The sequence below is a fragment of the Spirosoma litoris genome (assembly GCF_054776755.1).
Map to the genome: position 1 here is coordinate 117,964 of NZ_BAAHBI010000007.1, position 21,657 is coordinate 139,620.

At 45.6% G+C, this 21,657-nt stretch carries 16 protein-coding genes; 7 read left to right on the forward strand and 9 right to left on the reverse strand.

The annotated features are described in order from the left end of the window. Positions 1 to 25 precede the first annotated feature (25 nt). Positions 26 to 2,914 carry a glycoside hydrolase family 9 protein gene (locus tag ACYVGR_RS04345; RefSeq protein WP_460954055.1) on the reverse strand — a complete coding sequence of 963 codons (2,889 nt, stop codon included), beginning with the start codon at positions 2,912 to 2,914 and terminating at the stop codon, positions 26 to 28. Between the two features lie 253 nt (positions 2,915 to 3,167). Here ACYVGR_RS04345 and ACYVGR_RS04350 point away from each other — a divergent pair, with 253 nt between their 5' ends. Beyond that, on the forward strand, positions 3,168 to 5,201 hold the full coding sequence (locus ACYVGR_RS04350) for a beta-L-arabinofuranosidase domain-containing protein (RefSeq protein WP_460954056.1): 2,034 nt from the start codon (positions 3,168 to 3,170) through the stop codon (positions 5,199 to 5,201). Between the two features lie 343 nt (positions 5,202 to 5,544). Here ACYVGR_RS04350 and ACYVGR_RS04355 read toward each other — a convergent pair whose 3' ends face one another. Then, complete coding sequence (locus ACYVGR_RS04355) at positions 5,545 to 5,901, reverse strand: nuclear transport factor 2 family protein (RefSeq protein ID WP_460954057.1); 357 nt, start codon at positions 5,899 to 5,901, stop codon at positions 5,545 to 5,547. A gap of 410 nt (positions 5,902 to 6,311) precedes the next feature. Between ACYVGR_RS04355 and ACYVGR_RS04360 the strand changes: the two genes are divergently transcribed. Next, positions 6,312 to 8,756, forward strand: coding sequence for a TonB-dependent receptor (locus tag ACYVGR_RS04360; protein WP_460954058.1), 2,445 nt, complete (start codon positions 6,312 to 6,314; stop codon positions 8,754 to 8,756). A 143-nt stretch (positions 8,757 to 8,899) separates the two neighbouring features. Here ACYVGR_RS04360 and ACYVGR_RS04365 read toward each other — a convergent pair whose 3' ends face one another. Beyond that, positions 8,900 to 9,571: a TetR/AcrR family transcriptional regulator gene (locus tag ACYVGR_RS04365; RefSeq protein ID WP_460954059.1), complete on the reverse strand. Its 672-nt coding sequence runs from the start codon at positions 9,569 to 9,571 to the stop codon at positions 8,900 to 8,902. 753 nt (positions 9,572 to 10,324) lie between these two features. After that, positions 10,325 to 10,663 (reverse strand): hypothetical protein, encoded by a 339-nt coding sequence (locus ACYVGR_RS04370; RefSeq protein ID WP_460954060.1) that lies wholly within the window; start codon positions 10,661 to 10,663, stop codon positions 10,325 to 10,327. 646 nt (positions 10,664 to 11,309) lie between these two features. On the opposite strand from ACYVGR_RS04370, the gene ACYVGR_RS04375 reads away from it, so the two are divergent. Further along, positions 11,310 to 11,822 (forward strand): hypothetical protein, encoded by a 513-nt coding sequence (locus tag ACYVGR_RS04375; protein WP_460954061.1) that lies wholly within the window; start codon positions 11,310 to 11,312, stop codon positions 11,820 to 11,822. Between the two features lie 212 nt (positions 11,823 to 12,034). Here ACYVGR_RS04375 and ACYVGR_RS04380 read toward each other — a convergent pair whose 3' ends face one another. Continuing rightward, positions 12,035 to 12,403 carry a hypothetical protein gene (locus ACYVGR_RS04380; protein WP_460954062.1) on the reverse strand — a complete coding sequence of 123 codons (369 nt, stop codon included), beginning with the start codon at positions 12,401 to 12,403 and terminating at the stop codon, positions 12,035 to 12,037. Positions 12,404 to 12,931: 528 nt separating this feature from the next. Between ACYVGR_RS04380 and ACYVGR_RS04385 the strand changes: the two genes are divergently transcribed. Together ACYVGR_RS04385 and ACYVGR_RS04390 are read left to right on the forward strand one after the other, a co-directional pair. Beyond that, a complete protein-coding gene (locus ACYVGR_RS04385) occupies positions 12,932 to 13,111 on the forward strand; it encodes a hypothetical protein (protein ID WP_460954063.1) in 180 nt (59 codons plus the stop codon). Between the two features lie 286 nt (positions 13,112 to 13,397). Beyond that, positions 13,398 to 13,565 carry a hypothetical protein gene (locus tag ACYVGR_RS04390; RefSeq protein ID WP_460954064.1) on the forward strand — a complete coding sequence of 56 codons (168 nt, stop codon included), beginning with the start codon at positions 13,398 to 13,400 and terminating at the stop codon, positions 13,563 to 13,565. A 487-nt stretch (positions 13,566 to 14,052) separates the two neighbouring features. Here ACYVGR_RS04390 and ACYVGR_RS04395 read toward each other — a convergent pair whose 3' ends face one another. Beyond that, on the reverse strand, positions 14,053 to 15,300 hold the full coding sequence (locus ACYVGR_RS04395) for a DUF819 family protein (RefSeq protein WP_460954065.1): 1,248 nt from the start codon (positions 15,298 to 15,300) through the stop codon (positions 14,053 to 14,055). 171 nt (positions 15,301 to 15,471) lie between these two features. Between ACYVGR_RS04395 and ACYVGR_RS04400 the strand changes: the two genes are divergently transcribed. Both ACYVGR_RS04400 and ACYVGR_RS04405 read left to right on the forward strand, forming a co-directional pair. Continuing rightward, on the forward strand, positions 15,472 to 16,500 hold the full coding sequence (locus ACYVGR_RS04400) for a LacI family DNA-binding transcriptional regulator (RefSeq protein ID WP_460954066.1): 1,029 nt from the start codon (positions 15,472 to 15,474) through the stop codon (positions 16,498 to 16,500). Positions 16,501 to 17,098: 598 nt separating this feature from the next. Further along, entirely contained in the window at positions 17,099 to 17,986 is an 888-nt protein-coding gene (locus ACYVGR_RS04405) for an AraC family transcriptional regulator (RefSeq protein ID WP_460954067.1), read from the forward strand. 72 nt (positions 17,987 to 18,058) lie between these two features. Here the strand turns inward: ACYVGR_RS04405 and ACYVGR_RS04410 are convergent, their stop codons facing one another. From ACYVGR_RS04410 to ACYVGR_RS04420, 3 genes are all read right to left on the reverse strand, one after another. Next, positions 18,059 to 18,988 carry a dihydrodipicolinate synthase family protein gene (locus ACYVGR_RS04410; RefSeq protein WP_460954068.1) on the reverse strand — a complete coding sequence of 310 codons (930 nt, stop codon included), beginning with the start codon at positions 18,986 to 18,988 and terminating at the stop codon, positions 18,059 to 18,061. 69 nt (positions 18,989 to 19,057) lie between these two features. Beyond that, on the reverse strand, positions 19,058 to 20,647 hold the full coding sequence (locus ACYVGR_RS04415) for a sodium:solute symporter family protein (protein ID WP_460954069.1): 1,590 nt from the start codon (positions 20,645 to 20,647) through the stop codon (positions 19,058 to 19,060). A 329-nt stretch (positions 20,648 to 20,976) separates the two neighbouring features. After that, positions 20,977 to 21,489, reverse strand: a complete 513-nt coding sequence (locus tag ACYVGR_RS04420; protein ID WP_460954070.1) for an RICIN domain-containing protein — start codon at positions 21,487 to 21,489, stop codon at positions 20,977 to 20,979. Positions 21,490 to 21,657: the final 168 nt, after the last annotated feature.

Consider the following 21,657-nt stretch of genomic DNA (forward strand, 5'->3'; position numbering starts at 1 on the left):
CTGTCCGTTAATTCAGCTGTGTTTGTCAGTTGCCGAAATTGAGTTTGCCTCCATTTATGTAGGTAAGCTGCCCCTTTAAATCCAGCATTTTGGCGTTTACGGTCGCATTGATCGTAACGGTGTGATTTTGTTGAATAACCACACGATCTGTACTCGACGGAATTCTCCCGCAGGTCCAAGTAAAGGGATCATTCCAGTTGCCGGATTTAACACTGGTGACCATATCGGTATAGCACATTGTTTGTGCAAGTAGTCGCAAATAGGCGCCCTGTGAGTAGATGGCTGGTTCATTCAGTTGCCAGGAATTTTCAGGATAACTGGTATTCCAGGCTTTGTACGATTTCTGAACCGGCTGATTTTGTGGGGGGCTGATGACTCCTCCAGTATAAGCGGCATCGGGCGCGTAGGTCGGATTGGCGCCCCCCATCAGGTAGGCAGGTGGCGGGTTAAAATCAAATACGGTTCCATCACCAAACCAGGAATGATACATTGTTGGTGCCGAAAATTCACCTCCGTAGGCGCTCATATTAGTAAGGTAACAATAGGCTGTTGGATTCACACCATGCAGGTAATGAATAAAACCCATACCTGCGTCCCGGTAATTAGTTTTGTTGACGGCATCCTGATTGTAGGTATTCATCGAGAAAAACATATTGCCCTGATGCGCTTTTGTTTCATTACTCCCCCAGGTGTAATTATCATTTTTCAGAAACGCCCTATACGCATCGGATTGATTCAGATAACTGGGCAAGTTATCACTGTTATTGGTTTTCAAACTAGCTGTGTAAGCCGACAAAATCGCGTTTTTGACACTAGTAGTGGCTTCCGGCGCACGAGCGTAATACAGCAACGCATCCTGATAGGTAGCTTCGAATGGATACGCAAACCCCCACTGTATTAAGTGAACCTGGTTGTAGTTCGCATCGAAAAAGGTCTTGTACGCATTATCGCTGGTGAGTACGTACAGGAAAGCGGCTGCCGCTACTCGTCGTGCCAGACGGTCATCATCGGTATAGGTAGCTGCTACACTTTCAAAACCTGTATTGTTAAAGAGAACAGCCGGGTTACTGTTCGCCCAGTTGAACGCATTGATCGCTGCCGTTTGTAGGGTACTACCATACGTTTGCATCTGTGGGCTGCTAAGCGACTTAAACTGAATGGCCGCCAGTGCAAATACAGCGGCCCCGGTAGCCGTGGCATCGGTACTGGCCGCTCCATACCGTCGAACGTTCGTATCGGCACTAGGCGGTGACGTTGCATTGAAGTTCGTTACCGAGACTTTATGCAGCAACGAACCATTCGGTTGTTGCATACGGCGCAGCCAGTCTAACTCCCATTTCACTTCGTCTAACAAATCAGGAATTCCGTTCCCCGATTCGGGTATATTAAAATCATCCGTCCAGGCAACAGGATTTTCCTGATAAGCTAGCAACATATCGACCAGCGGGCCGTAGGTAAAGGGCACATATTTGTTGTAATCACCCGCATCAAACCAGCCGCCCTGTAAATCCAGCGAGGTAGATGCAGCGGTGTTGGTCACCAGCCGACAATCCGTATCCTGTTGAGGCCCCAGAAAAGCAGCGCCATCCGTCCAGGGAGCCTGCGCATAAGGTGTTTGCTTCGCGAAACCACTCCGTTGATAAAAAAATACACGGGTTGCCTGTTTCAATATAGGCTGATAGACCGTGTTACTAATCTCAAAATCGTAGGAGCGCTTACGCTGAAGCGAATCGTACACGTAATACTGACCTGCCTCCTGAACCGCCGAGAAATCGAACCACCATGCTTTGTCGCCCGATTGTGTGTGGGTTGCTCCCCCACCCCAGGCCGTTGGCGCTCCCCGTAAAACAACCGCATTCGTACTTGATTTTCGGATTTGATAATAGCTCGATGGAGTAAAGGTTTCAGATGCATTGTACCCCGTTTGAGGGCCACTGATAACGGCAACTTTCTTAGCAAGAGGCAAATAGCCGAACTGATCGACTTTCAGGTGATTATCAAACTCAGGATAGCTGGTTAATTGGTATCCCTTTACGAAATTCCAGATCGTTTGGGCCACATTGAACAGTGAACTCCAGCCATGCGTAGCATCTTTCGTCATGAGCAAAACAACCTTCTTTCCCGACCCACAAAAAGTCAGCGAATCGACATTAGGGTTAAAGGCTGCCGTTGTATACGAACTCCAGTTGTTACAATTCAGACCCGAATAGTTCGACAGCGGCCAGACATAGGCGGGTGTCTTCGGATAGGGAACAATCGGCGGCTCGACCGTAGGGTCACCTTTGCTGTGGATATGCAGAATGGGAACAGGTGTATAGGTATTCGCCGAAAAATACGTGTTCAAATAGGCATCATTTCCCCACAAACTAGCAGCAACAGGCGCAAAGGCCGCGATTTTGGTAGGCAATGTCATACTCAAAAAGTAGCACATATAGCCGCCCCCTGAATGCCCGGTCACATACACCCGATTCCGGTTGATGCGATACTTTTGCGCGAAATAGTCGATCAGGTCGGAGGTAAACAGCACATCGTCGGGCGCAGTGGGGTCAGGTGGGTTGGGGCCGTTTGGATCGCCCGCTTTCCCAAATCCGGGAGCGGTATCGGCATATTTATTGAATTGAATACTGCCACCTACGGTTACGGCGTCGGGGTAGACAACAATAAAATTCTGGGTATTGGCCACGGCATCCAGCCCTGCATAGGCCTGAAAACCAGCGCCTGTTCCGCCATCGCCATGATACCCAATCACGAGGGCGAGGTTGTCTTTAGGAATATTGGTTGGTAAGTGGAACGAAAAGGTTCGGGTTCTACCACCTGAAGTAAGACTACCGGTACCATTAACCGGCGCTTGCGCCCATCCTGCATGAACAACTAAAACACTTATTACGCAAACGAGTATCCTGATCCCCCTCATACCTATAACTTATTTACATAAAAACAAAATCACAAACACTGATCATCTTTAAATAAGCAAATTGAAAAATCAGTCAACTTATTCAATTATTTTTCTTGTGAACGGTTATTAAAACGATCATGGATTACGAGTGCTCGTCCCATTAGGCATGCCCAATTTTCGGGTTCATTCAGTAGTATCGTCTGCTTATATCGCTTTACTGATTCTTGGTATACCTCTTAGTAGAAACAATTAACTCTGGTTTTACCCGCTTATGCGCCTATCTCTAATGTGTCTGACTGGCCTGATGATTGTCACCCACGTGAGTACTCAAGCTCAGCAGGTCAGTAAGGTAACTCCTTCTCGAACGTATCTTAACAACCGAAATCCGCTTCGCCCGAACCCATATATTGAACTACCCCTAGGGACCATTAAAGCGCAGGGCTGGCTGCACGAAATGCTTCTTCGGCAAAAAGAGGGTGCTTCGGGTCGTCTCGATGAGCTGTATCCGTCGGTTATGGGTAAGCGTAATGGCTGGCTCGGTGGCGATGGCGACCAATGGGAGCGCGGACCCTATTGGATTGACGGCCTGTTGCCTCTGGCCTATCTGCTGGACGACAAAGCGTTGATTGCCAAGACGAAACCCTGGGTAGAGTGGGCCATCAATAGCCAGCAGCCCAATGGCTACTTCGGTCCGTTAAAAGATTACCCGCACGAAGCCGGTTTACAACGCGATAATTGCCAGGACTGGTGGCCCAAAATGGTAATGCTCAAAATTCTGAAGCAGTACCACTCAGCTACCGGCGATCCTCGAGTTATAAAACTGATGACCAACTACTTCAAGTATCAGTTAGAGCAACTACCCAAGTTCCCACTCGATCACTGGACGTTTTGGGCACGTTACCGGGCTGGCGACAACCTGATGGTTGTTTACTGGCTCTACAACCAAACTGGCGATGCGTTCCTGCTCAAACTGGCGGATCTGCTTCACAAACAAACCTTCGATTATACGAATGGGTTTCTGCACACCGACATGCTCTCGCAGCCCGGAAGCATTCACTGTGTCAATCTGGCTCAGGGGATTAAGGAACCTTTGATTTATTACCAGCAACATACCGAGCCTAAATATGTAGAGGCCGTTACGAAAGGGCTAGCCGACATCCGTCATTACAACGGCATGGCGCATGGCTTGTACGGAGGAGACGAAGCACTTCATGGCAATAACCCCACACAAGGATCGGAGTTGTGTACGGCGGTGGAAATGATGTTTAGTCTGGAAAGCATGATAGGCATTACGGGTAATGTTTCGTTTGCCGATCAGTTAGAGAAAATTGCCTTCAATGCGTTACCGGCTCAGGTTAGCGACGATTTCATGGGGCGTCAGTATTTCCAGCAGGCGAATCAGGTGATGCTTACCCGGCATACCCGCAATTTCGATCAGAATCACGGCGGCACCGATGCCTGTATCGGTTTGCTGACGGGTTATCCCTGCTGCACGTCCAACATGCATCAGGGCTGGCCAAAGTTTACGCAGAGCCTTTGGTACGCTACCGCCGACCAGGGTCTAGCGGCTTTGGTTTATTCGCCCAGCCAGGTGAAAGCCTATGTTGCGGGAGGTAACGAAGTGACGTTCACCGAAGAAACAACCTACCCTTTCGATGAACGCATTCGGTTTATACTCACGACAGGAAAGGCCGTAAATCCGATCAAATTTCCTTTCCACTTGCGAATTCCGGCCTGGTGCAAACAGGCAACCATTTCGGTGAACGGCCAACTGTTTAAAACATCAGCTGGAAATCAGATTGTGGTTATCAATCGTACCTGGAAGTCAGGTGACGTGGTTGAATTACGTTTACCCATGCACGTTTTCAAAAATCAGTGGCACGAGAATTCGATTTCGGTGGAGCGTGGCCCGTTGACCTACGCGCTAAAAATGGGCGAGGAATGGAAAACGGTACAGAACGATAAAGACCCAATTGCCTATGGAAATCAGTATACCGAGGTGCGCCCGACTACGCCCTGGAACTATGGGTTGATCGATGTATCGGATACGAAACTGCCCCAAACGGCGAAGGTGACTAAGAAGGAATCCGTAGCGAGTTATCCCTGGAATCTTGACAATGCCCCCTCTGAAATTCGGCTGACAGCCAAGCGTATCCCATTCTGGCAGCTTTACAGCGAGATGACCGGCCCAATTCCCTTTAGTCCTATTTATACCCTGAAAACCGAACCGCAAGAGGAGATTATTTTAGTACCCTACGGTTGCACAACCCTCCGAATCGCTCAATTTCCAGTCATTCAAAACTAAACGAAAGGCAATAGTAGGCTCGGTATGGTCGCCATAGCAGCAAACGAGTGGTTCCATAACTTAGCATACAGTATAGACCTATTTTTTGAGCCTATTTGAAACTCCGTTAGGAGTGACCTGTTAATAGAAAACACAGGATTGGGCATAGCTGAAGCGCCGTAGGTGCGACCTAATTCTTGGTATATCGGTCGCACCTACGGCGCTAAGGGTTCCCAATAAGCAATATTAACTATTGACAGGACGCCCTTACAGGGCTGGTTAGACCATGTCAAAATCTGTATACACCGTAGATAACTTAGCCTGACGGCTCACCGAAGTGATACTTCGGTGTACAATCTCATTTTCAGACCTTCCGAATATCCATCCGGCGGATCAACCCATCGTCAAATTGGTAGATGTGTTGTATCATTTCATCGCCCAAAAGCGTTCCCGATAAATCTTTAATAACCTGATGGACATCAACGACAACCTGCCCTGTTGAATTGGTTTCGCAGTGAACCGGTTCGACCCGCGGGTTTATTTCTGCCCATTGACGGGTCCAGTAATCGCGCACAGCCTCGTGGCCAATTACGCGGCCTCCCTCCCAGCCATTTGGCCAATCTACATCGGGATGCATATTGGCCAGAACTTCATCAATAGCGCGCGCATTAAAAGCGGCATAGGTCGTCACTAATAGAATACGGGGATCAAATTGAGACATAAAAAAGGGGGTTATTTCGCCTGTAAAGGTCTTCGTCTCACTCGTTTATGCTTGTCAGTTTAAGTTGAGAATAAATCGGAATTAGGATACGGAACGACCTGTTCAACAGTCCTGAATAAAATTTACAAGAATTCTGTAACGCCGGGCGAGTTCAGTCGTCTTTGTCATAGAAGTACACTTAGGGAGCATGCTAGTCGTTACGATCGAGCCATCGTCTCAACAAAAAATAGAGAGGTTGGCAACTTATTTTAACGAAGGATGCAACATACGTAGGCGAACTTCCATCTTTAATTCAAAATTAACGGGACGGCGCAAAACCGGATTACGCTCTCCGTTACTTACCCCAATTTAACCTCTGCTTCTATAGCTGCTCAATTCTAACACGTTCCTCCTACTGACTTTACTTTTCAATGAAACATATTTTCACGCTGCTTCTGCTTGGCGTTGGGATGACTAGTGCCCTTGCTCAAGCGCTTAATTCCGGAAAGCTCACTGGCTCATTAACCGATTCAACAACAACAAAAGCCGTTCCTTTCGCCACAGTGGCCCTTATGGATGGCACTAAACTGATTACAGGTACTACCTCCGATGGTGCAGGAACTTTCCTATTATCTAATTTACCCTTGGGCAGTTACCGGGTTGTTGTATCGTTTGTAGGGTACCGAACCAAAAGCCTTCCGATTTCACTCACGACGGAGAACCCATCTGTACAACTGGGTTCTATCCTGATCGCTGCCGAGGGAAAAACATTGGGCGAAGTCACTGTAGCGGGTCAAAAAGCTATTGTTGAAGACAAAGGTGACCGATTGGTTTACAATGCCGAAAAAGACATTTCGAATGCAGGAGGCACAGCCGCCGATGTTCTCCGAAAAGTGCCAACCCTGAGCGTTGATTTAGACGGGAATGTTCAGATGCGCGGCAATGGCAATATTAAGGTGCTTATTAACGGAAAACCATCAGCAATGATGGCGAGAAATCTGGCCGACGCACTACGCCAGATGCCTGCGAATGTCATTAAATCCATTGAAGTGATTACCAGCCCAGGCGCTAAATATGATGCCGAAGGTTCGGCTGGTGTGATCAACATTATTACGAAGAAAGCGCTTCAGGGCTTCAATGGATCGGCATCGGTAACGGCTGGTAATTTAAACCGGGGCGTGGGGACCAATCTAAATTTGAGGAAAAAGAAATTCGGGCTGACGCTCTCGGCCAATGGCTATCAATTTCGCAATCAACGCGAAAGCCAATCTGTCCGAACAACGTTAATGCCCAGTAGCGACGGACCAAGCCAACCGCTGAGTATCCTCACCCAAAACAGTACAGCCGACAATACAGGAACAGGTGGTTACGGCGAAATGAGCGTTGATTACGACCCAGACTCCACTAATCACATCAACTTTGCCGCCAATGTATGGGGAGGCCGTTATCCGAATAACAGTAGCGTACAGAATCGGCTCACGAGCCCGACGGGGGTTGAACTGCAAGCGTTTCGGAACGACATCAAATTTGTGAATCCCTATGGCAATGGTCAGCTTGACCTGGGCTATACCAAATCGTTTAAAAAACCGGGACAGGAGTTTTCGCTGCTTACCCAATTCAGCCTGATGCCCGACAACTATTTTTACGACACCGATCGGTATTCAACTTCGGAGTCGCTGATTTATCGCCAGCATAGCAGCAATTATAGTCACAACAAAGAATACACGTTCCAAACTGATTATACCCATCCGTTTACGCTAAATGGGCGAAAGGATACCACCTCTATCAAGCTTGAAATCGGGGCTAAGAGCATCCTGCGCGACATTAGCAGTGAATATCGGCTTACACAGTCGATGGATGGGATAAGCCCGTTAGTTGTCGATTCCACCCAATCGAACGATTTTAATTATACGCAACGGATCTATTCAGGCTATACTGCCTTACGGATCGATACCAAGCGGAAGTGGAATCTGAATGCCGGAGCCCGTTTTGAACACACGGATATCAAGGGTGATTTTCTAACGACTCAAACCAAACTGGCCAGTCAATACACAAACCTGATTCCGAGCATTACGTTATCCAAAAGCATCAAGACGCACACCTTGAAGATCAGTTATACCCAACGGATACAGCGGCCGATGGTCTGGTATTTGAATCCCTGGCTCAATCAAAGTGATCCTAAAAATATCCAGACAGGTAACCCCTACCTTAATCCCGAACTAAGTCACGCCACCGAACTGTCGTACAATGTTAGTACCAAGCAGGGGCTTTCCCTGAATTCGGCGCTGTACTGGCGGCAAACCAACAACGCGATCGATTATATTTCAACGGTAGATGCCGCCGGAATTTCGACCAGTAAACCGCAAAACATTGCCCAACGTAAAGCCATGGGGCTAAATGTCAATCTAAGCAGTCAGCCAGTTAAAAACTGGAACCTGAATGGTGGTGGCGATATTCGCTACGTGGATCTGTTTAGTCCAGCCTTAAATCAGGGCAACAATGGTGTGGTCTGGAGTATCAATATGAATACTAGTTACAAGCTCGGTCAAAGTTACACCCTACAGGCAAATGGCAATTATAGCTCAGGCTGGATTAGCTTACAGGGCACCAATACTGGTTTTTACTGGCACAGTATATCTGCCAAACGGGAATTTATGAACAAGCAGGCTAGTCTGACATTAGGCCTCAATAATCCCTTCATTCGGGGCATAAGTCAAACCAGCCGACAATCAGCGCCAACCTTTGAATCGGAATCTAATTTTTACATGATTCGCCGTTCGGTGCGGCTCACCTTCGAATGGCGATTTGGGCAGATGAGTGCGAATGGCGGCAAGAAAGGCAAGAAAATCAGTAACGATGATAAAGATGGACGGTAGGCTTTTAATGCTTCATCCATTCTTAAATTGGCCTCAGGCGGCTCAACTCGACTGACAACAAGGGCGCTAACTTATCTAAAGTTAGCGCCCTTGTTGTCATATACCAATTGCGGTAAAAATCGGAAATTATCTCTTGATAAACCTTAGGCCCACTGATCTTCAACGGCATTCAGCATCTTGCTATCAAGCGTTATTTTATCCGAATCCATCGATAACTTGTTAATCGCGGTATAAAGCAGCTTAACAGCCTCTTCGATTCGATTCCAATCCTGTTCATTTCGTAGATCAAGGCCAATTACTGAGCTATTATTTTGAGCCATGATGGTTAAATAAGACATGCCAGCGAGCATGACTGCTGATATAGCCTGACTATCGGCTCCCTGCACAAAAGAAAGTTGGTCCACTAATCGCGTGAGTTCTTCATCCACCGTTTGGCTAATGACATCAGCCGTTGGGTTAGAGTCTGAAAGCGTAGCTTTGAGTAACTCCCGCGCTGGTCCAGAGGCCCGTAAAGAGCGATAAGTTTGAATGACCTGTCGATACCAAATCCGGGCTAGTTCTGATTTTTGACGCGGACGAATATGGTCAAGAACCTGGGGCGTAAATGTCGGAAAGAATTGATCCGTTTTCAGATAATGCACTATAAGGCCTTCTACGCTGCCAAAATAACGGTAAATGAGTGTTTTACTAACACCAGCTCGTTGAGCAATTCGATTCAGGACTACGCCTTGCCAGCCAAAGTCATTAATTTCATCTTCCAAAGCAATTACAATTCGTTGAATTGTTTGGGTACGGTTCTTGGGAGGGGTTTCCATACTTACTGAGTGAGTGTTTATGTGATTGGGAGGGGTAAATACATCTGAGATTCTGGTAAAGCATCGGCCAAACCGAACGTTGCGTGCACACTATGTTCCTCTGGCTTCCAGCGCTTCTTCTGTCAGTTCAGGCAATGAACACCGCTAGCCATTACTGATTAAAACAAACCTTGCCAGTGAAGAGATAGGTATCTTGCATTTGCCATTTGCTCCAGAACGTTTCTGAAGTTGAAGCGAATTGACTGATCAAGTAAATCACATTGATTGAATTGATCTGCTAATACAGCGAACTTAAGACAAAGAGAAGCCACTAGATGATAGGCAAGGTCCATAGTGGTACTTGGGGGATGAGAGCCACAAAAATCTACCGCTCACACTTGGTCTACCACGGGAAAAATACCCTTTTTTTAGGGGAAATTTCCCGTATTACAAGTTGAGCAACACGGAATGGCTCCTAAACGTAAGAGAAGATATATTCAGCGTGCGTAAAAAGAAATTGAGATAGCAAACCACTACAGTGATTTTGTCTGAATAGAGCATTTGTAAAAACGGCAAAAGCCTCTTCCTTACGGTCGAAGCTTTTGAGTAACAAAGAGGAAGGTCGTTTGAACTTTTTCAAAGCTACGAACCGATTCATAGCCTGCTGTTCAAATGTTGTGAATTCCCCTAATTGGATGGTGAGTAGCGTAAGTTTGTGTGTTAAGGCAACTGATGAACCCTAAGAAATGGGGAGCTTTTGCCGACAAGCGAGTATCAATTTAACGCATACTGAAGCGATGCTTTTCGAATAGGTGTATGCAATGGGCCTTTTACCAATAATGGCACAATGGTTTCCCAATGCCGATATAAGAACCAGTGTAGCTGCAAATCAGTTTTTTCAAATTGTTCTAATGCATCAACCAGTGCTATTGTGTTTTGCCGAATAAATCCAGTTTGAAGTACAAATTTTACGGTATACTGGATTGTCTGCAATTCAGGTCTGGTGAATTCATCCCCCCACTCGCGCGGTAAGGTTCCGGGTAGTACTACCTGAGGAGACATGAGTGTTCTAATGTACTCTTTCAGTAGATCAATGTTGATATGCCGTTCCATGTATAGTAGTAAATGGGTTAATCAACAAATGACCATAACCTTGCCAAAATCGTAGTTTGGTAGCTCAAAATCTATTATTCGGTCATATGAAATAAAAAGTCAGCTAAATAGTCAATATTTTCTTGTGAATAGAGTATTTTTACTCACGGAGTAGCGAGTTTTATTTACAAAGAATAAGATTGAAGTTAATATCCTCCAAGAAAAACTTGCCAGACACGTCATTTCCAGCAGCTGTGATTGTCATGAAAACATGCCTGATGATCGTTAGCAATACTTAATACAGTATTTTTCTGCAAATAGGCTATCACGATCAGTTATCGTACAATAACAGGATTAGGCCACTCACTGAAGCTTATAAAGCAAAATCAACCGGCGAAACCTGGTTTTCAAGCAATCGTGGATAAAATGAGGCCCTCTCCTTTCGGATCAATACCATTTTTTGTAAAGGATCTTAGGGGGAGTCCATAACTGAGTTAGGCAGGGAAAGATCGTGAACGACCGTTTAATTTAAACGATGAATAATCAGGCGGTTATGCCGTTTATTCGCTTATTTTTAGCAGGTATTTATCGTTCACTTTTTTAACGTTTCCTGTATCCATGAAAGCCTTCTTCTGGATCAAATAGCCGAGTAGCTGCCAGCAATGCGTTGATTCTGGGAAATCAAGTTAATGTGGGTATCGGCACTTCAGCGCCTACCGCCCGATTAGAAGTCGTTAGTGAAGCTATCGATGCCCGTGGGCTGCGATTAACCCACCTTACCAGTCAAAGTAAGCCTGTTCAGGCAACTGATCAGTTCCTAACGGTTAATGAGCAGGGTGATGTAATTAAAGCGCGTTATCAACTCCGGATTACTAACGTAAATGAATGGAGCGATAAGGTGTTTACGCCAAGTTATCAACTCCGTCCATTACCCTCAGTTGCGGATTACATCAGACTAAATGGCCATTTACCTGGTATTCCTTCGGCTGAGCAGGTAGTCAAGGCAGGTGTCGATTTAGCGAAAATGCATGCAATCCTGCTGGAGAAGGTCGAGGAGTTAACTCTCTATAGCATTCAACTAGAAAAGACGACCCAACAGCAAAACCAGGAATTACAAGCCATAAAGCAAGAACAGGCTCAGTTGAAGCAGTTGTTACAACAGCTATTGAAGCGTAACTGATCAGACGAGACCAGCGTTTGCTATTGCTACAGATCAAGTAACGTTTTCTCCCCTGAGAGTGCGTACCTTATAGCAGCGTCATTAGAAGATGACGACAAGGAAACTCAAAAGAAAAAGCCGCAACGGATGGAAGAAGCTTTTTCTTTTGAGTTTGTGTCAAACTTCGGGTACCGTAAGGCGAGTTCTTCAACCTTTCTGGCGCTCTGCAATTATTAGGCAGGCTGATACCAATGCCAACCCTGATAGGGTAGTTTAGTACTATAAGTAGTTAGATAACTGTCGCCTAAATCAGGATAGAGGTCCAGAATGAAAACTACTTCGCGCCAATAATCATACAAAAACCAGTGTAAATCCATTGGGACCGACTCATGGATTTCTTCGAAGGCTGAAATCATAGCTCTATCCTGAAGGGGATGAGCCTTTCGAATCACAAATTTTAGTCCCGAGTAAATAGCATTCAACTCGGATCGACTGAACTCAACACCCCATTTTCGGGGTGGAGTACCGGGAAAGACTACGTCCGTTGCAATGAACGTTTTGATGTATTCTTTCACTAAGTGTACATTTTTGGGAGAGGACATATTGAGAATTAGTTGGATTGTGCGAAATCGTACCAAAACCCTGCCAAAACCCCATTTTTCAGCACGAATGATCAAAAAAACACCATGAATTTATTTTACAACAAAATACTGTATATCTGATATTTACTCCTTTTAATCAATGATAAACAAAGGCTTATCATATATATTAGATCGACCACATATTATCATCTAAAGTAATGATTCTCGTTAGCGATTAAAGTCTGTCTATAAGCCGATTAATACCTTAAAAGATAACAGGACATTGTGACTGCCCATTGACATTAGGTTAAAAAATCAGGCTTATCTACATATGAATCCCGCTGAATTCCGGCTCAAAACCGTGTTACGATTCACCATGATGCCTTCTGTAACCGTGGTATGGCATTGAACCAGCGTTGAGCCAAAGTCCTACTAAAAGATTTTGAATTGCTTCAGTTGGTGTTTAGTCTGGATGTCGTTACTTTAACGCAATCGAGTACGACAAATGAACTCAGTAATCCATTTCAGAAAACCTTAAACTGCTGTTTTATGGACATCAACCAGGTCGAATTAACACTGAAATTTACCATTGAAGTTGATCAGGCTATATTGAGTAAACTGACCCAAGGTCTAGCCGAACAATATGCTCGGGTGATAGCTGAAGAGTTGATTAAGGACGGTGCTGACGTTGATCGTACCTCTTATAGAATCAGCTTTGGGAAAGGTTAAGAATAAACCCATGCTCTATGCTGCAGCTACCTTCCATAAGCAGCGAATAAGGCTTCAGCTAATAGTCATGTAGCCTCCGAACGATCTGTTTAGAGGCTACGCGACTATTAGCCCTCAATGGCCTTAAGCAGATTTAGTTGACGTTAACAGGCCAAGTGCTGTGCAGCTGAGCGAAGCGACAAAACTGCCACCACTAAAAAGAGGACTCTTATGCGTATAGAGCGAATAGACGCAAAAAATAATTAATGCGAGAGCGACAAGCAGAAAAAGCCCGCTCAAGATTCGAATGAATAGTTTCATGAAACGAGCGTTAGGTTTTTATCGGATCCGATGTGGTAAAAGCGCTTTCCGCAAGCAGTACAGTGATAAGCTCGATAAGGAAGGCGTCGGAGTATTTGGGGGCGCCGAGCACGATCAGGATGCGGATTGCCACATTTGGGACAATCACTTTTAAAACGAAATGTTTGGATGAGGTATTTACCTAAAAGCACGAAGCCGCCGATAGCCAGCAAGGCTAGTATTTTAAGTTTCATAAAGTAGGAGTTACGATGACAAAAAGTGCCTCTCCGCAATGGAAAAGCCATTTTCAGATCGCAAGTTAATATTAATAAAATTTAGTAAACATACTAAGCGTAATTTTAATAGGATAGTAACTAATCGGTAGGTAAACATAAAAAATCCCGGCTAGAGTCATAGCCGGGATTTGGCATCAAGAAGAATCTATTGCGTGGGCGTCGGATACGGAATGCTAGTGCAGGCCAATTTAGTCCTAGAGATTCTTCTGATTCTACTTGATGCTTAACTATTGATTATCAGTAGACTATCCGAAATAGAATCCGATAGAATCCGATAGAATCAACCGCGCGGGCGGCCCCGAGAATCTATTTTGGTAAAGTATTAGGAATCCACGGACAAACAAGCTACTGAATTAAATACATAGGCTACATCATCAAACGCATCAGCCAGCCCGTAATCAGCCCACCATATACGCCTAATACGTGGCTCAAAACGGCAAGCAATACGCCTACAGGGGCCAGTGCCGGATGGAAAACCGAGGCTACCGCTGGCGCGGTTGACACTCCACCAATATTGGCTTGACTTCCAACGGCCACAAAGAAATAAGGGGCTTTAATGATGCGGGCCGTCACTAACATAAACAGAACGTGAATAAGCATCCAGATGACTGCCACCAGGAACAAGCCCATATTCCCGCCCAGATTGGAAAGATCTAATCGCATGCCTATGGTCATAATCAGGAAATAGACAAATAACGTAGCCAGATCGGTGGTGCCGAGCTTTTCCAGTTTGCGAAGTGAAGTGAACGAAAGAATGATGCCAAGCGACGTTGATAGAATAACAACCCAAAGAAAATTGGATGTGAATGGGTCTAAACCGTAGACTGTTAACAAGGTTTTGTAGGGTTGAAGAGTAGTCGATATTCCATAGGCCAGCGCGTGCGCCAGTGCAGCCCCACCAAAGCCTAAAGCCAGAATCGTACTTAAATCCAGTAAGTTAGCAGGTCGGTCAGGTTCTTCTTTGTAGGCCATAATCCGCTGTTTTACTTCCTCAATGGAGCTGTTATCGGCGTGAAGCCATTCATCAATTGTGTCCCGATAAGCAGCTCCCCAAATCAGGCAGGCGGTCCAACTCGTCGATACAACTGCATCGACGACCAGAATGATGGCAAACAGTGCTTCGCTGCACCCATAAATCTCCTTCAAGGCCAGCTGACTGCTACTGCCGCCAATCCAACTCCCCGAAATTGTTACCAGGCCCTTCCAGTATTCGTTGGCAATGGCCTGCTCCCGAAATCCGGGTATCAGCCACATAACTATAACGAAAGCAATGGGGGCTCCTACGATGATTCCTACCGTGCCCGATAAAAACGTGATCAACGCTTTTTTGCCCAGCCGCATGATCGAGCGTAAATCGGCAGTGGAAGTGAGCAATACCAAAGCGGCAGGCAACAGGTAGTTTGTTGACACTTTATAAAGACTTGATTGATCGCCCGAAATAATGCCTAAGCTATTCATCGTGGCTGGAAAAATATAGCATAGGAGTAAGGCCGGAACATAGGTGTAGGCCCGAACCCAGAAGGGGTGTGCCGACTGCGATGTTTTGAAAATCAGTGTCAGTACAACCAGAAAAATGCCTAAAATAATTGCGTCGTTGGTGATGAGTGGCTGCATCAATATATTCGTAGCGATTAACTCAAAGGGTTGAATATAAATTATTTATAAACCCTTAACGACAGCTACTGATTTTTCCTGGCCGAAATAGTAGTATGGGTAGCCAGGTTGGCGCTTTGAAAATGTAGCCATTACGCTGTAATCGCTTGGGTAGGGATAATTATTGGGCGAATGAAAACCACAACCATAAAAGATATCGCACTAGCGTTAAATATCTCGACATCAACGGTATCGAGGGCGTTGCGAGACAGTTCGGAGATTGGTATTGAGACGAAAAGAAAAGTGTTAGAACTGGCTCATCAGCTGGATTATAACCCTAATCCGGTGGCCCTGAGCTTACTTAACAGCCAGAGTCACGATATTGGCGTGATTGTGCCAGAAATCTCCAATCCCTTCTTTGCTATCGCTATTGCAGGTATTGAAGATGTTGCCTTTGCGCAGGGCTATCACGTTGTGATTTACCAAAGTCATGAAGATTACGAGCGGGAGGTGTTGAATGTAAAACACATTGCCAATCGAAAAAAGGATGGACTTTTAGTATCAATTGCCACAGAAACGAAAGATTATTCACATTTCAAAAGCTTGCATGAGCGCGGGTTTCCTATCGTCTTTTTTGACCGGATCTGCGAAGAAATTGATACGCACAAAGTCTTGGTCGATGATTTTGAGGGCGCTTACATGGCTACCGAACACCTGATAAAACAGGGTTGTGAGCGTATTGCTCATTTATCGGGACCGGAACATCTGCTAATCAGCCGACGGCGATTGCATGGCTATCGGGCTGCTTTGCTGGATTATGGGAAACCTATTCACGATGACTGGGTAATTGCGTCGTCCTATAATGCCAATAATTCACTGGAAGTCGCCCGTACATTGTTGGCTAAACCGGACCGGCCTGATGGGATTTTTGCCTCCAGCGACAACATTGCCATTGGCTGTCATGCCGCTATTGTGGAAGCAGGCTTATCGATGCCCGACGAAATCGCCTTGATTGGGTTTTCGGATTTACCGATCTCAGCTCTGTTGAATCCACCCCTCAGTTCGGTCTCGCAGCCTGCGTTCGACATGGGCCGTTCTGCCGCCGAACTATTGATTAACCTGATCAAAAATCCGGGCAAATACACAACGCCAATCAGTAACGTCTTGAAGACGAGTCTGATGGCTCGAAAATCATCATTGCGCAAAGGAGCTGTAAAATAAAAGCAGCATTTACCCCGTCCGTTGCTACGAGGAAAACCGCCACTGGCATAATTCGGATTATCGGGTGTCCAGTGATCCGCCCAGAATACAGGCCGATTGGCTGTTGGTGTAGCCTGCGAACGAGCATCGCCTTCTACCATTGCCTACCCGCCAAATAATCCACCAATAACAGCAGCCACAGAGAACGTGCGGTCGGCTCCCCTTTTCTCCGTAAACTTCTTCGGTGATTCTCCCCAGCAGCAATGCACAGGCCAGTTTTACAGCACCGGTGATTTGTCAATTTATTACAAGAAATTATCGATAATAAATATGACTTATCTAATATAGTTAATTTAGGTTTGTGTAGTCATGGCTCAAATGCCTCTACAGGCCTAAATAGAAGATATTGGCCTGCTTGGAGTCAAAAGTATAGTCAGTAGGCAAAGCACTGGTTATACTTATATACTACACAAATCAAGTACGTACAACAAAACGACGGCAACTAGTTGAATCGATTATCCGACCGGATACGCTGCACTTGGCAGGTAGCAGACGTCCAGTCTGGTATTCGGCTACAACAATAAGCCGTTACCCTTCTTGAATTGATTAGCTCTTTGTCATGAAACCATTATTCCGAAAAGTCACGGCCAATCCGGAGAGTTCCTATACAGTGCGGCACAACATCTTGCCCCATCTTAAAAATATATGGCATTATCATCCGGAACTGGAGTTGCACTATATTCTAAAAGGGAAAGGTGTCCGGTTTATTGGCGATAAAATCAGCAACTTTTCGCCCGGTGAGATCGTGTTGGTTGGCGAGAATCTGCCCCATACCTGGCGCAGTAATGAAGAATATTTCCACAACGACCCCGACCTCAATATTGAGGTGATCGTCATTCAGTTTTTACCCGACTGCCTGGGCGATCATCTGCTGAAACTACCCGAAGCTTATCTGATTCCCAAGCTCTACGAAAAGGCCAAAAGTGGTATGGTTATCAATGGACAAACCAATACCAAACTGGCCGAATTAATGCGCAAAGCGATCGACGCCACAAACCTTGATAAATTAATCATCCTGCTATCTATTCTGAAGCTGCTCTCCGAAACAGATGAATTCGACATAATTGTGAATGGACGAGCGGTATTTTATCAGTCTAACGAAACGGATACCCTACGCCTGAACAATGTGTGCAGCTATACACTAGAGAATTACAAAAAGGAAATTACGCTGGAGGAGATCTCGGCCATCAGCAATCTGAGTGTTACGTCCTTTTGCCGATATTTCAAATTAATGACGAACAAGACGTACTATGATTTCCTGATTGAGATACGGATTAGTCACGCTTGTCGGGCGTTGATTGAAGATAAAACGCCCACCGAGATCATCTGCTTCGATTGTGGGTTCAACAACGTTTCCAATTTCTACCGCCACTTCAAGAAAGTGACGGGCCTCACTCCGCTGGAATACAAACGGTACTATTTGAAAAAAGGAAAAGTAGCTGCGTAATTTTAAAACACAGAGGCACAGAGCACACAGAGACTATAATTCAATAACTCTGGATGCTCTGTGCCTTAAAATCTACACGACACTCAATTCCAGTTCATTCTGCAATTGGGTATATTCGGCATAAAAACCCTCGACCTGCTTGGCAATTTCGGGAGTGAACGTACCAACATTGCGACGAGTAAAGGTGGTCATGTCGAAGCCGCGCAACTGTAAGAAGTATTTCGACACCGTCGGGTAGACGTTGTGAATAACATCCATCTTGTCAATCAGGAATTGCTGTACTTTCGCTACCTCTTCCTGCAAATCAGCGTTGTCATAATTCCGGCAAAGCCACACAATTAACTCCGGGAAAAAGTTACCCTGAATACAGGACAGGCCCGCCGAACCCGCTTTCAACGAATCCACCGCGTGAACCATGTAGGCATCATACAAACCAAAACCAGGACGCGATGCCAGTCGGATTTTTTCCTTAATCTGTCGCAAATCCAGCGATGTATCTTTATGATAAATCACCCGACCTGTGTTCACGAATAACTGAAGCTGCTCGGGCGAAATCAGGCGTTTGTAGGGAACGGGGCACTCGTAAAAACCAACCGGCACCGATTCGGTCTGGTCTAGCAACTGAAAAACTCGCTCATTGAAAACAGCATCAGACTCTGCTTCGTCGGCAAGCAAACCCGTAATCAGGATAACGGCCTGCGTACCTATGTTATGTACGCGTTTAACAAAATCGGCCTGTTGCGCAATCGGGCCACCAAATGTACCCGTAGCCACAACGGGAACGGCACCATTGACCACCTTGATTACGTGTTCGATAATTTGAATACGCTCAGACTCGCTCAATTCGAACATTTCACTCGACAGACAATTGGCAAACAAGCCAGCTGCTCCGGCTTGCAGGTAAAGTTCGGTCAGGCGGGTCAGGGCGTCGAAATCAATCGCGCCAGTGCTGGTAAAGGGGGTGAGCATCACGGGGATGAACCCCTTTTCAACTGTTTTCATACTATTCAACTTCAAGAGTTAACGGGTAATGAATAATGGCTTTTCAGTCAGCCTTTGCTTCATTATGCATTATTCATTTATAAATACTTCTTTTTTGATTTGTTCCGAGGATCGGCCTTTGCTTTTTGTGACGAGCAGGCCAACCAGAAAAATGGTGAGCGTACCAATCACAATAATCATGTTGCTGTGAAGCGGATTGCGCAGGTAGCTAAACTGATCGGGCAGGCTACCGGAAAATGTCATCCAGATAATAACCAATACGCCAATACACGTGGCCGTCAACGCTTCATGGCTATTCGTGCGCCGACTAATGAGGCCTAATAAGAACAGCCCAAGCATACCAGCTGCAAAAATACCCGAAAGTGTCCACCAGGTATCCAGAATACTTTTCACACCAATCATGGCCAAACCCGTTCCTAAACCTAGTAACCCAACAATTACAGTGGTCACGTGGAGCAGTCGCAGGAGTTTCTTATCTGATATGTCAGCGTTGATGTATCGTTTGTAAATGTCTTCCGTAAAAACCGTCGCCGATGCGTTCATCCCTGAACTGATCGTGCTCATAGCAGCTGATAGAATCGCTGAAATGATCAACCCCATCAGGCCAGCGGGTACTTTGGTCACCATAAAATGAGGCATTACTTTATCGCCATAATCGACAGGCTTCAATGTTGCCATAAGTTGAGAAACCTCCGCTGCCGAAGCCGTAGCTGGTAGTCGATCCATCGCCACTTTTTGCTTGATGGCTTCAATAAATTCGGGGTGGACCTGATAATAAGCAAACAGGCAGGAGCCAATCACAAAAAACAGCAACGACGCAGGTACATATAGCCAGACACACAACCAAAGGGAATTTGAGGCTTCTTTAGCCGAAGAAGTAGTGTGGTATCGTTGAATGTAGTTCTGGTCCATCCCGAAGTTATTCAGGTTTATAAAGAAGCCATACAGCAGCACGACCCAAAAGGATGATTGCACGAAATCAGGGGAGAAAGTACCCAGGCTGAATTTGTCGTGAGCAGCCCCAATGTCCACAATTTTCGAAACGCCCCCCGGCACCGAATCAACGATCAGGTATAGAATCAGCAAAGCTCCAAACGTTTTAATAAAAGCCTGCACTACTTCTGTCCAGATAACAGCCTCCATACCGCCCATAACGGTATAAATAATGATACAAATGCCCATGACGATCATGATCATTTGCATCGAATAACCCGTAAGTGCCTGTAAACTAATGGCAATTCCCAGAAAGATAGACCCCATCCGGGCCAGCTGCGTCAATAAAAAACAGGCCACTGCGTAGGTTCTGGCCCAGGGGCCAAAGCGATGTTCGAGGTGTGTGTACGCTGATATTTCGCCGGTTTGCCGATAGAATGGCACAAAAAAACGAGAGGCAACATAGGCTGCCAATGGCATGGACAGACTGAATACAAATGAGTTCCAGTTTCCCCCAAATGCTTTGCCTGGAACGCCTAGAAATGTATTACTGCTCAGGAACGTAGCATAGATAGACATTCCCAACGCCCAACCGGGAATCTTCCCAGATGCTTTGGTAAACTGGTCAGTATCATTATTTTTTCGGGCAAAGTAAACGCCTACCAACACCATTGCCACCAGGTAGGCAGCAATTACGGCAAGGTCAAACAAGGGTAGGTTTTTCATGGAATAGGAATAGGGTAAACAATAAGCGTTCTATCTAGCTGTACTCAACATGACCGGACAGTCAATGGAGCCAGCGTCTTATTCTGTATTACTCTCTTTCCATCAGAAAAGACTATGAAGCCCTTGCCTTTACCGTAATGTTTTCCGGTTTTATCATACAAAATGGTCAGCATTTTTCCATGATACAGCTACAGAATATGCTATTTTCACAAGCTATTGTAGGATGTCAGCTTGTTAAGGGAAACTGGGTAGAAAAGGTTTTGGACAGGATTTACAGGATGAACAGGATTAAAAATCAGAAGAAAAATCCTGTTTATCCTGTCGGAAAATTAAATCTCTGGGTCCTGCTCATAAATCGTCCACAATTGCGTCTGAGCGTCTGATTTCTTCGCCAGCGTTATGCGAGAGTTTACAGAACCTTTGCTATCGGCGGGTGTGATGTACAGGTTCGTCCCTTTCAACTTAATTCGATACGTCGCTTTCCCGGCGGGAATAAATTCATATTCCTGATTGGCTTGCGACGCCACTAATGGCTGTTGCTCCAGATTGATGCCGTCTGCGATTGTTCCGGCTTCTGGCTGTAAGGTTTTGCTCGTGAATAAATTCTGAAGTTGGTAGGTATCCCCTTCTATATGCTTAAAATCCCAGGTAACGCATTTCCAGTTGACGGGCGAATAGGCAACTATGGGCGTCCCATTCGTTTTCCGGGCATCCTGAACGCGTAAAAGCATACCTGTCTGGATATTTTTAATCGCATAATGGCCGCGAATGGTCTGGGCAAAACTCCCGGTTTGTACCAACCCCAAAACGATTAGTAAAGAAAATACGAGTCTGGTTTTCATCGCTATAGCGTTTTTCATACAAGGTAGTATCTGTTTCTACGCATTGCAAGACCTCAATAGAACGCAGATTTTTAGGATAGTTATGATTAACAAAGCATCTTCTATCCGATAAATCATAATCTAAACCATATAGATCCTAAAAATCTGCGTTCTATTGTCGACTAGTAA